The organism is Flagellimonas sp., from assembly GCF_965233845.1.
Classification (GTDB): domain Bacteria; phylum Bacteroidota; class Bacteroidia; order Flavobacteriales; family Flavobacteriaceae; genus Flagellimonas.
Window position 1 is genome coordinate 3,856,302 of the sequence record NZ_OZ247584.1, and the last position, 13,996, is coordinate 3,870,297.

The window sequence follows — 13,996 nt, forward strand, 5'->3', positions numbered from 1 at the left end:
CAGATTATGAAACTCTACTACAACTACTTTATTTTTAAATCGGTTTTCCATAACAAGCATACATTGTTGCTTTTCTTCCCTGCTATTGGGACAGCCATTTTCCTGCACATGGTAATTACCAACTTTGATAAAGTAATCTCAAATGAAATGAACTTAGAAAAGGGGGTCGCCATCATTTTTTCTGTGGCCTTTGTTCTGATTTGCAGATATTACATCAGAGGACTGAATAAACTCTCTCAGACGTTCAACGCTGTCAAATACTCCAACTTTTATACTGCTACCTTCAAACTATTCAGAGAGAAAGAAAAGAAACTGTTTTACCAATATGTTTTGGAATCAATCATCTCCAAAGACTTAAATCTGGAGAAGTTTGTCAAACAATTTGAGAACAGTCCAAAATGGCAACGTATACTTTTAGACGAACTGAACTCTGATTCTTTTAAGAAATCTCTGGTATCAGAACTAGACTATCATCGATTTAAAAGTGAGGTTTCCCAAAGATTTAAAAAGTCTGGATGGATTCGTGATTACCTCAATTACCGAACTTCATTCGAACGAGCTTTTTTTATTACCTCCAAGTATGCAACAGAATCATCCATTCTTAACAATATCGCTGGTATCAAGCAAGCAATAGTCAAGAACATAAACATTGTGAACAACGGGATTCAACTTGATGCCAAGGGTTTAAAGGAAGACATTCTTGATGTAAACAAAACCGTTAAAGAGGTTAATCTTAAATATCGGATGATCTTAAACCCAATGATTACCCAAAAACAATTTGCACTAATCTTAGATGGGTATGGGAGAGAGAGCTTAAATAATTTTAAAGCGGTTCGCTTTTCAGCATATTTTTCGGGGTTCAAGAGCTATGATAACTCAAAATATAATTGTCAAAACATTTTTAGGCCCTACACAATGGATTTGACCAAGGATGAAATCAAGGAATTTATTGCCTTGCTTCGCTACTTACAGGAGCGGAATGTCATCATAAATGATAAAAAGGTCAATTCGGATTTGAAGATGGCAGACATTGTTGAAATTTTTATTGACAATTGTCTGCTATCCTCTGAGACTATCCGCCGAAATTTTTCAGAAGGATTTGCCTACAAAAAGGATTTGTACCAAGATACCATCAGAAAAGTAAACTCAATAATTGATAAATACTTACCAACTTCTTAAAGAATATTTCTGGCTTAGTCTTTTGGCCTAAGACAAACATAGTTTCTCCGTTACCAACTATCGTTGGTAATAGAATTTGAAATACGCATGAATCTAGTTTAGCAGTGAAAAACAATGTTTCACACAAAATGCTATACTATGTCAAACCCTATACTATACGGCTTCACAAAGAAGGATTTAGAAAACACCATTGAACTGGTCATAAAAAGACTTCAAAAGACTTCATTAATACATGAATCACCGCTTCTATCAGAGGAGGACCGCTTAACACAAAAAGAGGCAGCGCAATTTCTAGGTAAATCAGAGCAATGCTTGATTAAATGGAAAAAGCAGAATAAAATTCCATATTACCAAATCGGAGATTCCCCCTTTTACTCAAAAAGGGAATTGTTAGAATATGCTAAGAGGAATCCACATTTAAGAAGACCCACCTCAAAATAACCCGTAATATGCCAAAAGTTCCATACATACGGGTCGGCACTACCTATTACAAGTTGGTCAAAAGCCCCTCCATTTCTGGGCATTTCAATGAGCAATTGGTCTCGTGGAACGAGCACACCATTAAACAAGATCATGGAAAAGATTTTTTGAGTACAGTCCCTAAATATGATGGCTTTGCTTGCATCCCCAACCATATCGACTTCAAAAAAGAACATCATGGATTCTACAATATCTATTCCCCTTTGGAACATTCCCCTTCAGAGGGACAAATAGGCACCACCAAGAAATTTCTGGAACACATTTTCGGAAAGCAAATAGAGCTTGGCCTAGATTATCTTCAATTGCTCTACACCAGGCCAACCCAGATATTACCAATCTTGTGCTTAGTATCCAAAGAAAGAAGCACCGGTAAAAGCTCCTTCCTGAAATGGTTGAAAGAAATATTCGGAAATAATCTGACCTACCTAACCAATGATAGTTTTGGCAGTCAGTTCAACTCGGATTGGGCAAACAGATTGCTCATCTGTATTGATGAAGTCCTGTTCAATAAAGAGGAGTTAACCGAACGTATCAAGTACCTGAGCACCACAAACCGGAGTATGTTGGAAGCAAAAGGTAAGGACAAGCGTGAAGTCGAGTTCTTTGGTAAGTTTATCCTCTGCAGCAACAATGAGTATAACTTCATAAAAATTGACGGGAACGAAACACGGTTCTGGGTTCGAAAGATATTTCCGCTCAAGAAAGAAGAAACCGACTTTCTGGAACGTTTAGTCCTTGAGATTCCAGCCTTCCTTCATTTCTTGAATACTCGGAAACTCTATTCGGAGCAGGCTACCCGAATGTGGTTCACCCCAAAACAGTTGCACACCACCGCACTGAAGCTTTTGGTACAACATAATCGTAACCGTGTCGAAAAGGAACTGGCCAGTATCCTACTGAGTGCCATGGACAAGTTTGAACTGGAATCAATCGACATCTGTCCGATGGATGCCCTAAATCTGTTAAGCAAAACGAGGGTAAAAACCGACATGACCCAATTACGGCGGTTGCTGAAAAAAGACTGGAAACTCGAAAACCAAAAAAACTCCAACAGCTATCAACGGATTGTTATCTGGAACAATGGGGAAATCAATATGCAGGATGCCAAGGGTAGGTACTTTACAATCACGAAGAAATTTCTGAACCAAAATTTTGATGAAACGATGATGGAATGAGTTAAGGTCAATGATGACAAACGTTACGGCCGTCATCACTTTGTCATCACTCTTTCATCAAAAATAAAAATGATGACAGAAAAAAGGAGTGCTAAACCAAGAACGATGAGACGATGAATAAATGATGACCCCTTTAAGACCAATGAAAACAATGGCTGACAAGAATTTGTCATCAAATCATCAAAATTCTAAACAAACACAAACGCTCATGAAAAAAGAAAGAATGGACTGCGAAAGAGCCCGTACCCTTTGCCTGATCACTACGCTGGCCAGGGCCGGGCACTTTCCAGTCCGGGAAACGGAGAAAGAAGCTTGGTATCTGAGTCCGTTCCGGTCAGAGACACAAGCCTCTTTTAAGGTCAACAAAAAAATCAACCGCTGGTACGACCATGGGGAGGGCATCGGGGGAAACACCATCGATTTCGTCTGCCAGTTAAACAATTGCACGGTAAGCGAGGCACTGAAGCTGCTTTCCACACAGAATCCCTCTTTTTCTTTTCACCAGCAGCCATCCATAAAGCTCCCGGAGAGCGGTGCAAGCAAATTAAAGATTATCAGAACCACTAAAATCAATCATATCGCATTGAGACAATACCTGAAATCTAGACATATTTCATTGGAAACGGCCCAAAAACTCTGCAAGGAGGTACACTATCGAACCAAGGGCAAGACCTATTTTGCCATTGGACTGGAGAATGTTGCCGGGGGTTGGGAACTGCGGAACAAGTACTGGAAAAACTCAACATCTCCAAAGGCCATATCTATTTTCCAGAGCGGCCATAAGAAACTGATTGTCACAGAGGGGATGTTCGACATACTTTCCCTTTTGGAACTCATGCCAACTATTCAAAACACCTGTGACATTTTGATATTGAACTCCACGGCACTTGTTGAAAAGGCTTTGGCTTACTTGAAGGATTATGACCAAATCAACCTCTTTCTGGACAATGATGGAACAGGAAAGAAGAAGACAGAATTATTATTGAAACAGTCGCATAACATCAAGGACAATTCCCATCTATATGATGGTTTTAAGGATATGAACGAATGGTTGATGGGAAAAACCAATAATGGTTTTGGGCAGGGAATTCAAGATGTGTTTTTGTTGCCACAAAAACAATCTTGCTTTGCTCCCGATGGTTGCAAAGAAAAAAAGGGATGAAAAGAGACTACATCAAATTCCGCTGCTCCATCTACGAGAAGAAACTGCTGAAAAAAAGGGCAAAAAGGGCGGGCATTTCCCTATCGGAATACTGCCGGAGCTCCGCCTTTGGGAACAGCGTTATCGAGCGATTAACGGAAGAACAATTGGAATGCTATAGGACATTAATTCAGTACAAGAACAACTTTACCCGAATAGGAAATATGTTCAGGAATAGGAATCCGCTATTAGCAAAGGAAGTGGAACTATTGGCCGAGGAGATACGGAAGCACCTTTACAATTTTGGGAAATGATCGGCAAGGGAAAATCCATAGCGCACACGGGCCAGTCCATGGGATATGGCTGGAACCAGAAAAAGGGGGCCGAGGTGGTCCACAGCCAGAACCTGGCCGGGGAAACGGCCAAACAGGTGACCGAGGAATTCAAGTTGGTGCAGGAGATGAACTCACGTTGCCAAAAGAACACCCTGAGCTTTGTGCTCAGCCCAACCAAAGAGGACGGGAAGGACCTTTCGAACAAAGAGTTGGGGGAACTGACCAAAAGCTTTATTGAGAAGATGCAACTTCAGGACAGGCAGGCCATCGCATTTGTGCACCGTGACAAGGCCCATACGCATGTACACCTTTACGCAAACCGTATAGGTTTTGATGGCAAGGCCTACAAGGACAGTTTTATCGGAAAGCGTAGCCAACAGATGGCCGAACGGGTCGCCATAGAAAAGGGACTTACCACGGTAAAAATGGTACAGATTGAAAAGGAGATGGAAACCTTGAATGTCCGCCAAGGCATCAAGCGCATCCATGACCAGGTCGTGGACAAGGAACGGCCAAAAACCTTGTTTGATTACATGAAAGCCATGGGGGAAAGAAAGGTTCAGGTCATCCCAAGCATCAATAAGGCCGGAAAGCTGCAGGGATTTCGTTTCGAGCACAAGGGGCACAATTTCAAGGGAAGCGAAGTGCACCGCTCGATGTCGGGCGGAAACTTGACCAAACAACTTTCACACGGTATGGCGCTCAACAAACAGTTGGAATCTGCCAAGGGATTGGCCATGGCTGGCAAGGCAGCGGGGCTGGTATCAAATGCCTCACTAAAATTGATAAGAAAAACATTGGAACAGGCCGCAAAACGGGCAATGGATAGTGGAATGGGATATTAATAGAAATAATTATGGGATACAAAAAACTGGACGAGGTGATGGAATTATTGACCGATGAGCTCGATGGGTTCAACAAATCCATCGATAGGCTTAAACAGCTTACGGAAAACGTCGATAACATAAAGATTGAGGCCTCCACGGATAACATACAAAAACTGCTCGAGAGGCATCTGACAAAGCTAAAGTGGGAACTGGAATCCATTGAAGGGAACACCATCGCTATCAAGAAAGCGGTTATAAACGCCAAGGTAATCCCAAGAACGTTGTTCTGGCTGACGATAGCGGTCTGGACGATTTCCCTTGTTACCATTTGTTATCTGGGAATAAAGGTCTCACGGTTGGATGCAATACGCGAAAAGTCCTTTGAGTCCGGACGGCAAGAGGTAATCACAACATTGAGGGGCTTTTTTGACGAAAATCCGGGACTATTGGAATCCTATGAGTCATGGCGGTTGAAAGGGAAAGAGACAGATTCCATTCAGGCCAAAAAGTAGGCTGCGCCCTATTTCGATTTTACTTTTCGCTTATCTACCGGAACGCTATAAAATCGAAACAGGATCCATGCGCAGAAGTTAAGGTATGATTTGGGACAAGTATGAAAATCACTATGTCCTGAAAATCGTTCGTTTTATGAAACCTTTTGAGAAAATTATGGTTAAAAAAGCGTGTGCAATCCATTGAACCCTTCCGACCGACTCAAACTAAAGAAGCCAATTATTTCTTCGAGAAGATGATGACATTTGTTCACTACTATATCAGCTTAGTTCGCTTTTCTTTTCCGCGCTATTCAAAAAACTGCTCACTCAAAGAAAGCTTTCTTATATCGGAAAATCATTCGTCCGCACCATCTTGACGGGCCAAGGAAATGGCAAGTTCGCCGATGGCTACCCCGGACACCCTCCCTTCCACATTGTCAAATTCATAATGGATGCCACCGTACACCCTCGAATCACCCGCCTCGATATACTGGCGTTGCATCTCTTCCCGTTGGTCTGGGAACAAATATCCAAGTACAGTGCCAGCCGTCGACGAAAATGAGGAATGCCCCGAGGTATAGGACGGAAAATTCGGAATGCCTGCTGAAGTCTTGATTTCGGGATCGATCTGTGACGGCCTGGGAAAGTAATATTTGTACTTGGCAAACCAACAAAGAATGCCACTGTCCATTACGGCCCGGTTCATTATCGAAAATGCCCGTGCGGTCCGTACCTCGCTCCATTGGGCATCGACCAACAGGTCTTCGGCGATGGCGTTCCAATGTCCCGGCGGGGTATAGGTGCCGCCGCCGTCTTCCCAAAAACTGGAGATGCGCCATTGTTCCCGTGATCGGTCCAACGAGATGCTCTTGACATAGGCAATATCTGCTTCAAAAGCCTCGGAGCCCACATCTGGGGGCGGTGGTGGCAAATGCGAAAAGACGGCCGTGGAATCATGCCAAGTCTTTACCCTGCCATACATAGGAAGTATCGGAAATACCTCGGGATTTGCCAAACTTACCCATGCGACAGGGATGGTCGATGGATTGATATCGAAAAAGGCCTTATACGTTTCCTGGAGATCTCCTGCCGCATCCATACGGTCTGTACGCGCCCTTTCCAGAATTTTACTGGCCACGAAAGTTCCCAATGACCATCCATCGGCGATATCACTTTGGGTGCCCGTTCCGCCCCATCGAACCGTGTTGACTTGTTCTTCGGCCAGCGCATCCAAAAAATCGGATTCCAGCGGGAACAGTGACTTCAAAACAGTTAGTGAAGTGGAGGCAATAACGGCATTTTCCGAGGGGTAGGAGGGCAAATCGGTAGTTGGAAAAACTGTATTTATCCTGTCATCGATTATCGACGGGGCAGGACGGTTTACGGTATATTTAAGCTTCCATGTGGCAATGAGCGCATCATGTTGCGCAACGCTGAGCATCGCATAGGCCCTTGCGGCAAATGGCGGGTTGGCCACAGGCTTCTTTGGGTCTTGAACGACCCCGGGTGGTGGCGCAATATTGTATTTGGCCACCAAATCCCGAAGGATACGGTTCCAACGAAGTACGCCACCAGCGCCCCAATATCGCACCTTGATTTCCTGATCGGCCGTCCTTCTCGCTGTTGCGGCTGCCAACTCCTCCAACTCGCCTTGATAGGCATCGGAATCGACCGTAGCGGGTCCGGCAAGGGAAAGGTCGTTCAGGTAGTCCGATTCGAGTACATAGGCCCAATCCCCCGCATCGGCATCCAAGGAGACGGCATCGGGAACGGTAAGTTCCGACAATTCAGGAATGTCTTCCTCACAGGAGAGGAAAAGGATAGAAAAACAGATGATGGCCACTATGGGCCCAAGGATCGGTATTTTTTTATGGTTCATTCTTCTAGGGTTTTCAACAATTGGAAATTGTACACCAAGGCCAAACTGATTCGGTTCGATCTGCCGATGTTCTTTCCGGACAACGTAAATCCGGTCGAAACGGCCAAGCCAAAGTTCTCAAGCTTGGGAATCGGATGGTATAGGGTAAACCCGAGCCGGGTAAAATCGATTTCATTGCTGGGAAAGGGTACCCCTGGGCCGATGTCGGTGCCACTCCGTGAATTTTGGTGTTGTAACCAAATATCGCCGTATAGCTTTCCGATGGTGCCGCCCGCCCTCATAACATAGTCCCACGCATCGGGCACACTGGTCTCGAAGCCCCTATCGACGGTCACATTGCCCCTGTTGGCATACCCCACCTGTCCGGTAACGAAAACACCATTTATAAGACGATAGTGAGCCAAAAGGCGGCCTTCCCACTGAGTCGATTGACTGCCTATGGAAACGGGCGCATCGGCAATGTAATCACTTAAGGGAGTGATGAAACCAACGGTGCCCAACAACGAAAAATCATCTTTCCCTGATATGTCAATATTCAAAAGGCGGCCCCGCAGAAACAAACTCAGGTCTTGAACATCGCTTTGGTCCGACCAGAACCCTTGGGTCGCCCGCGCCTCTATATATGGTAGCGAAACGATAAGGTCAAGGTAATCGGTGATTCCCCCAGCAGCAAAAAAGCCCAGTGAATTGGTCCTAATTGTCCCCAAATTTTCATTTTGGGTCTTACGGTCACCCACAAAATAAGTGTCATAAGATTCAAAAGTGTACCCCAGCGCTATGGTCACGTTTCCCTTACCACGCATAAACCCATCGACAAGCCCCTGTCCAGCGACAGTATGCATGCCTATGAACATAAAGAGAAATTTCAAATACGGTCGGATTCGGTCTTTGCCCATGTTCTTGGTCGGTTTTTATCCCAAAAGGGCCGATTATGGGTAATCGGCCCTTGGTAACTGCAATTCAAATTCAGCAGTATATCGGGAATCTTGAAAATTAACTAAACTCATAGGCAAAGATATTGGCACGATGTATGCCCAACGTCAAACGAAAATCAAATAATGCCAATAAAAGTTTAATAAGGCTAAGCATAGATTAACAGGGCGTATTTTTTGTTTACATTGACCCTGTGTTTCAGAAAAAGAAATTCTTTGGGCTCATTTTCGCCGTCTCGGCGATAGGCTTGGCCATTGTACAGTACCAATATCTCAAAATCGGACTGGGCTTGGCCCAATCTCAATTCTCCAAAAAAATCGTTGATACCCGTAACGGGATTGCCAAAGAGCTGTCCGCACGCAATTCCCTTACCTATACTTTGGGAAAGATGATAACCCAAGATGGTTCGAACCTCAAGATTAGCGTGGATAGCCTTGAAAGTGCTTCCCGATTCTATTTAAAGGACTATATCGCGTATCAACTGGCGCAGTCGGGAATCGATGCTCAATTTTCGTACCGCCTGTATTCAAGAACGTTGAACAGGGAATATTTGTCTTCCGATTCATTGGATTGGCAAAGCAGGGATATACGGAAATTCCCCATCGTGATGGAAGGATACCTGGCCGAACTATTGGATGACGACTTGGTGCTAGAGCTTGGGTTTGAGGACATCAACAGGTATTTTTTAAAACAGTTGAACGGATTGACCATACCAAGCTTCGTATTTTTGATAGCCATTATTGCAACCGTGTTATGGGTGCTGCATTCATTCTACGGACAAACCCGTTTGATCACCACCACCAACGAGTTCATCAACAATCTTACCCACGAGCTCAAGACCCCGGTTTTTTCCATCGGTTTGGCCACAAAGATATTGGAGGGGGAAGTGGCCAAAGAAAGACAACCCGTGGTCAACATGATCAGACAGGAAACCGACCGATTGAAGAACCATATTGAAAAGGTACTCGAACTGGCCAGTTTGGAATCTGGAAAGAACATCATGGTCTTTGAAGAAATGGACTTCAGGCCCCACCTTGAAAGAATCTGCCACGAATTCAAAATTCTCGGTGAATACGGCGAAGTTGATTTTTCATTTCAAATGCAAAAAGGCCCCTATCATATAAAGGCCGATATCTTCCACTTGAAAAATGCCATTGGCAATTTGCTCGAAAATGCCGTGAAATATTCCGAACGGCCCATGGTAGAGTTGCGTGCTGAGACCTACAAAGACCTGTTGCACATCTCGATTTCCGACAATGGGCAAGGCATCGCGAAGCGCGATAGAAAGCGTATCTTTCGAAAATACCAGAGGGGCTCCCAGGGCGGACTGCACAGAATAAAGGGATATGGCCTTGGCCTGCCCTATGTGAAAAAAATAGTGCGTCTGCACCGCGGCAGGATAACGCTTTCAAGCGAACCGGGAAAAGGCTCGGTTTTTACCATCATACTTCCAATGCTCAAAAAATGAAGAAAAGGAACAAACTTTTATTGGTGGAAGATGACCCCAACTTGGGGTATCTGTTGTCGGAATATCTGGAGATGAAGGACTTTGAGGTCGTTTGGGCCAAAAATGGTACGGAGGCATTAACCATCCTTGATGCTTATACTTTTGATTTGGCCATTCTGGACGTGATGCTTCCCGACACCGACGGTTTTGAACTAGCGCGAAACCTAAAAAACGTTGTGCCCGAACTTCCATTTTTGTTCCTGACCGCCAAATCTCTTAAAGTGGACGTATTAAAGGGATTTGTCGCTGGAGCGGTAGATTATCTTAAAAAGCCCATTGATGAGGAAGAACTGGTGGTGCGTATCGAGACATTGCTTTCACGTCTGGTTCAAGCGAAGGGTTCGGCACCTCTGCATCCTATCTACAACATTGGAGCGTACACCTTGGATACCAAAAACCAAGAATTGCATTTTGAAAAAGAGATTATCACACTGACCGGAAAAGAGTACGAACTGCTGATCTATCTTTATCAGAACCGCAACCAATTGTGCACCCACAAGGAAATCTTGACAATTGTCTGGGACAAAAATGATTATTTCAACAAAAAAAGCTTGAGCGTGTTCATATCACGATTGCGGCATCATCTGGGCAAAGATTCCAAGGTTCAAATCGAAAACGTACACCGCAGGGGCTTTGTTCTTCGAATAGAAAATTGATGCAAAACACTAGCATTATCTTCAATAATTATACAATCAACGAAAAATCAAACATAGATGACATATCCTTAAAATGGCGAGTTAATGGGATAGAATTTTTGAACTTTTCGAAAATGGAGTAAGTCTTTTAAAATGTTAAATTTCTGAAACTCCAACATGTCCATATCCTATAGTCAATAACACAATCACATCCGTCATTTTCCAATTTCCCAAAAATCATCTTCTTCAATAAAAAAGGATTTAAGAATCAATTCCCTTTAGGTTCAAAAGCTATGGTAAAACCATTGTATTGGAAACTTCGTAAATAAAATCGTGCAATGCCAACATCCAATGCCGAAGAAACTACAGGCCAACTTTCTTGATGCGTTCGTAAGGATTTGTTGTTCCCTGATTTGCCTCTGTTATCTGTTGGGGGCCTTGCAAATACCGGTATTGAGATTGATGCACGGTATTTCGCATTGGATGTCAGCGCACAGCACCCATTATCATCAAAATGCCAAGGAACATCATCATGTGTTCTTGGATTATGGGATGCCGCAAACAAGCCATGACCATGAAGACCCACATTCCCATAGGCTAATATCCTGGTTCAAACAGTTTTTGGACCATTCTGACACAAACGAAGGTACTCAGGAAAGGCCTTTCAAGAAAAGGATTGACAAACACCTGATTTCCCAAGACTGTACATCACCGCACTTTTTTTGCAATCGTTTATTTCGTCAGACTATATACATCATACCTATTGTTCCTGATCGCAAGGAAAAAATCCCCACTCCACCTCCCCAACACTGTTGAGCCAACAGTGGACATGCTATAATTATCCTCGCTATGGGGATTGGATGAGTTTTTTGTCTACCCAAAATATCATGCTTTCCAATTATTGAGGAAGCATCATTTTATTAAAAAACGGCAATGAAATGAGTCATAACCATTCTTGATATCTGACGGAATGGTTATTGACGCATTACACCCGCCTGCCGGACGGGCAGGTCTGGCCTGTAAAAAAACACTAAAAACAAACAGATGAAATATTTTATAATAGTATTGGCCTGTCTGGCCATACAGCACACTTTTGCCCAGACCCTTATGGGAAAAGTGGTCGATACGGAGGGTGCCCCCTTGGAAGATGCAGGTATCTTCAACAAGACCAGTGGGCGGCACGGCCATACCGATGGCACCGGAAGTTTTATCCTATCACGGACCAATGTCAACGATACGGTCCAATTTTCGCGCTTGGGCCATGCCACGCAAACACTTGTGGTCATCCCTTCAGCCTTGGAAAGCCCAATTACGGTCACATTGCCACAGGCCTCCATTTCGTTGGACCAAGTGGTCTTGGTCTCCAAAGTGGATGCGTTGAGCAAAATCGTCGATATCGACGTGCAGGCAAACCCTGTGAAATCGTCACAGGAAATCTTGCGGAAGGTCCCCGGGCTAATCATCGGGCAACATGCGGGAGGCGGCAAGGCGGAACAAATCTTCCTGCGCGGCTTCGATGTGGACCATGGCACCGATGTGGCCATCAGTGTCGATGGTATGCCGGTGAACATGGTCTCGCATGCCCACGGCCAGGGTTATGCGGACCTCCATTTCGTCATCCCGGAGACCTTGGAGAACATCAATTTTGGTAAGGGGCCCTATTATGCCGATCAGGGGGATTTCAATACCGCGGGATTTGTCGATTTGAGGCTCAAAAAGCGTATCGACGGTAGTATGGTCTCCGCTGAATTGGGCCAGTTCGGCACCCGCCGTTTTGTGGGGATGTTCGACCTCTTTGAGCAACAAAACAGCTCGGCCTATTTGGCATCGGAACTCTATTTGACCGATGGCCCGTTCGTATCGCCCCAGAACTTCAATAGGCTCAATCTTTTGGGACGTTACCTTTTTAGCCTTCCCGGCGAGCAGGAGCTGTCTTTGACCGCATCGCACTTCCAGAGCAAATGGGATGCATCGGGGCAAATACCCCAGCGGGCGGTGGACCAGGGCATCATCGGTCGTTTTGGGGCCATCGATGATACCGAGGGTGGGCAGACCAGCCGCACCAATGTTGTTGTGAACCACAGCAAACAGTTGAATGTGGGGCAAGTTTTGGAAACCGATGCTTTTCTTTCGCATTATGATTTTGAGCTGTTTTCAAACTTCACCTTCTTTTTGGAAGACCCCGAGAACGGGGACCAGATCCGCCAGTTTGAGGATAGGCTGCTCTTGGGTGCCCGAACGGTATTCAAAGATGAACGGGCCCGTGTGGGCAATCTGGACTTCAGTTATGAGGCGGGCATCGGGTTTCGTTATGACAACGTGGATGACAACCAACTCTCGCGCACCCTGAACCGCCAGACGACCTTGGAGCGCTTGGCCTTTGGCGATGTAGACCAGGTCAACACCCATGGTTTTTTGGGCGCTGATTTCAAATCGGGGGATTTTAGCTTCAATCCCGTGCTGCGGCTGGATTATTTCAAGTTTGACTATGTGAACAGACTGAGCGAGCTGTACGACAACCAAAGTGAGGAGAAAGTCGCCTTCAGCCCCAAGTTCAACACCATCTACAGTCCCACGGCGAACACCCAGTTTTTTTTAAAGACGGGCATTGGCTTTCATTCCAATGATGCGCGGGTCGTGGTGGCGAACAATGGGGAGGAAATCCTTCCCGCGGCCTATGGGGTGGATCTGGGCACCATAGTGAAACCAGTGGACCGTTTGGTGCTCAATGCCACCTTGTGGACGCTCTTTTTGGACCAAGAGTTTGTCTATGTTGGCGATGCCGGCATTGTGGAACCCAGTGGCAAGACCCGGCGATTGGGAGTAGAGGTGGGGGCCCGATATCAGGCCACCGACTGGCTGTACCTGTATGCGGATGCCAACTATACCCATGCGCGCAGTACCGAAGCGGGGGATGGTCAGGATTTTATTCCCTTGGCCCCCGACCTTACGACTGTCGGTGGCCTTGTTATCGACTGTGAAAACGGTCTTTCTGGGGGAATCAATTATCGGTATATCGATGACCGGCCAGCCAATGAAGACAATTCCATTGTCGCGGAGGGCTATTTTGTGACCGATGCCAACCTGAATTACAATCTGGGCAACTGGACTTTGGGGCTTGTCGTTGAAAATCTCTTCGATACGGCATGGAACGAGACCCAGTTCGCCACAGAGAGTCGGTTGTTCGATGAAACGGAGGCGGTGGAAGAAATCCACTTTACCCCTGGTGTGCCCTTTTACCTTAGGGGAAGTGTCACTGTGCGCTTCTGAACATATTCTTGATAAACTTTAAGCAATCTGTCAGGGTCGAGACCCTGACAGATTTAAAAATCGTTCGTTTTCTTAGACAGCATATAATTTCATACTGATTTAAAAATTCAGTTCAATTTTACACTTCAGGGGTTTGACCGC

At 45.1% G+C, this 13,996-nt stretch carries 13 protein-coding genes; 11 read left to right on the forward strand and 2 right to left on the reverse strand.

Annotated elements, in window-relative coordinates; translation table 11 throughout:
• The first annotated feature begins 6 nt into the window (after positions 1-6).
• The 7 genes from ACO6S0_RS17200 (at position 7) to ACO6S0_RS17230 (ending at position 5,649) form a co-directional block, all read left to right on the forward strand.
• Positions 7-1,179, forward strand: a complete 1,173-nt coding sequence (locus tag ACO6S0_RS17200) for a hypothetical protein (protein WP_422349522.1) — start codon at positions 7-9, stop codon at positions 1,177-1,179.
• Positions 1,180-1,317: 138 nt separating this feature from the next.
• Positions 1,318-1,620, forward strand: coding sequence for a helix-turn-helix domain-containing protein (locus ACO6S0_RS17205; protein ID WP_422349523.1), 303 nt, complete (start codon positions 1,318-1,320; stop codon positions 1,618-1,620).
• A gap of 8 nt (positions 1,621-1,628) precedes the next feature.
• Positions 1,629-2,834 carry a primase-helicase family protein gene (locus ACO6S0_RS17210; protein ID WP_422349524.1) on the forward strand — a complete coding sequence of 402 codons (1,206 nt, stop codon included), beginning with the start codon at positions 1,629-1,631 and terminating at the stop codon, positions 2,832-2,834.
• Positions 2,835-3,042: 208 nt separating this feature from the next.
• Complete coding sequence (locus tag ACO6S0_RS17215; protein ID WP_422349525.1) at positions 3,043-3,996, forward strand: toprim domain-containing protein; 954 nt, start codon at positions 3,043-3,045, stop codon at positions 3,994-3,996.
• On the forward strand, positions 3,993-4,289 hold the full coding sequence (gene mbpA / locus ACO6S0_RS17220) for a mobilization protein MbpA (protein WP_369747965.1): 297 nt from the start codon (positions 3,993-3,995) through the stop codon (positions 4,287-4,289). Before ACO6S0_RS17215 ends, mbpA begins: the two co-directional genes overlap by 4 nt.
• Positions 4,286-5,155: a relaxase/mobilization nuclease domain-containing protein gene (locus ACO6S0_RS17225; protein WP_422349526.1), complete on the forward strand. Its 870-nt coding sequence runs from the start codon at positions 4,286-4,288 to the stop codon at positions 5,153-5,155. Before mbpA ends, ACO6S0_RS17225 begins: the two co-directional genes overlap by 4 nt.
• 11 nt (positions 5,156-5,166) lie before the next feature.
• Positions 5,167-5,649, forward strand: a complete 483-nt coding sequence (locus ACO6S0_RS17230) for a DUF6730 family protein (protein WP_422349527.1) — start codon at positions 5,167-5,169, stop codon at positions 5,647-5,649.
• 337 nt (positions 5,650-5,986) lie between these two features.
• On the opposite strand, the gene ACO6S0_RS17235 is transcribed toward ACO6S0_RS17230, so the two are convergent.
• Both ACO6S0_RS17235 and ACO6S0_RS17240 read right to left on the reverse strand, forming a co-directional pair.
• Positions 5,987-7,510, reverse strand: coding sequence for a phosphatase PAP2 family protein (locus ACO6S0_RS17235; protein WP_422349528.1), 1,524 nt, complete (start codon positions 7,508-7,510; stop codon positions 5,987-5,989).
• Positions 7,507-8,406 (reverse strand): hypothetical protein, encoded by a 900-nt coding sequence (locus tag ACO6S0_RS17240; RefSeq protein WP_422349529.1) that lies wholly within the window; start codon positions 8,404-8,406, stop codon positions 7,507-7,509. Before ACO6S0_RS17240 ends, ACO6S0_RS17235 begins: the two co-directional genes overlap by 4 nt.
• A 230-nt stretch (positions 8,407-8,636) precedes the next feature.
• On the opposite strand from ACO6S0_RS17240, the gene ACO6S0_RS17245 reads away from it, so the two are divergent.
• The 4 genes from ACO6S0_RS17245 to ACO6S0_RS17260 all read left to right on the forward strand — a co-directional run bounded on the left by ACO6S0_RS17245 (position 8,637) and on the right by ACO6S0_RS17260 (position 13,855).
• Entirely contained in the window at positions 8,637-9,911 is a 1,275-nt protein-coding gene (locus ACO6S0_RS17245) for a sensor histidine kinase (protein WP_422349530.1), read from the forward strand.
• Complete coding sequence (locus ACO6S0_RS17250) at positions 9,908-10,606, forward strand: response regulator transcription factor (protein ID WP_422349531.1); 699 nt, start codon at positions 9,908-9,910, stop codon at positions 10,604-10,606. Before ACO6S0_RS17245 ends, ACO6S0_RS17250 begins: the two co-directional genes overlap by 4 nt.
• 330 nt (positions 10,607-10,936) lie before the next feature.
• Complete coding sequence (locus ACO6S0_RS17255; protein WP_422349532.1) at positions 10,937-11,401, forward strand: hypothetical protein; 465 nt, start codon at positions 10,937-10,939, stop codon at positions 11,399-11,401.
• A 228-nt stretch (positions 11,402-11,629) separates the two neighbouring features.
• Positions 11,630-13,855, forward strand: a complete 2,226-nt coding sequence (locus tag ACO6S0_RS17260; protein ID WP_422349533.1) for a TonB-dependent receptor — start codon at positions 11,630-11,632, stop codon at positions 13,853-13,855.
• The last annotated feature ends 141 nt before the right edge of the window (positions 13,856-13,996 follow it).

Excerpts from the sequence above, each read along its gene's own strand:
- ACO6S0_RS17200 (WP_422349522.1), top strand. The coding sequence starts at position 7 with ATGAAACTCTACTACAACTACTTTATTTTTAAATCGGTTTTCCATAAC.
- ACO6S0_RS17205 (WP_422349523.1), top strand. The coding sequence starts at position 1,318 with ATGTCAAACCCTATACTATACGGCTTCACAAAGAAGGATTTAGAAAAC.
- ACO6S0_RS17210 (WP_422349524.1), top strand. The coding sequence starts at position 1,629 with ATGCCAAAAGTTCCATACATACGGGTCGGCACTACCTATTACAAGTTG.
- ACO6S0_RS17215 (WP_422349525.1), top strand. The coding sequence starts at position 3,043 with ATGAAAAAAGAAAGAATGGACTGCGAAAGAGCCCGTACCCTTTGCCTG.
- mbpA (WP_369747965.1), top strand. The coding sequence starts at position 3,993 with ATGAAAAGAGACTACATCAAATTCCGCTGCTCCATCTACGAGAAGAAA.
- ACO6S0_RS17225 (WP_422349526.1), top strand. The coding sequence starts at position 4,286 with ATGATCGGCAAGGGAAAATCCATAGCGCACACGGGCCAGTCCATGGGA.
- ACO6S0_RS17230 (WP_422349527.1), top strand. The coding sequence starts at position 5,167 with ATGGGATACAAAAAACTGGACGAGGTGATGGAATTATTGACCGATGAG.
- ACO6S0_RS17235 (WP_422349528.1), bottom strand. The coding sequence starts at position 7,510 with ATGAACCATAAAAAAATACCGATCCTTGGGCCCATAGTGGCCATCATC.
- ACO6S0_RS17240 (WP_422349529.1), bottom strand. The coding sequence starts at position 8,406 with ATGGGCAAAGACCGAATCCGACCGTATTTGAAATTTCTCTTTATGTTC.
- ACO6S0_RS17250 (WP_422349531.1), top strand. The coding sequence starts at position 9,908 with ATGAAGAAAAGGAACAAACTTTTATTGGTGGAAGATGACCCCAACTTG.
- ACO6S0_RS17255 (WP_422349532.1), top strand. The coding sequence starts at position 10,937 with ATGCCGAAGAAACTACAGGCCAACTTTCTTGATGCGTTCGTAAGGATT.
- ACO6S0_RS17260 (WP_422349533.1), top strand. The coding sequence starts at position 11,630 with ATGAAATATTTTATAATAGTATTGGCCTGTCTGGCCATACAGCACACT.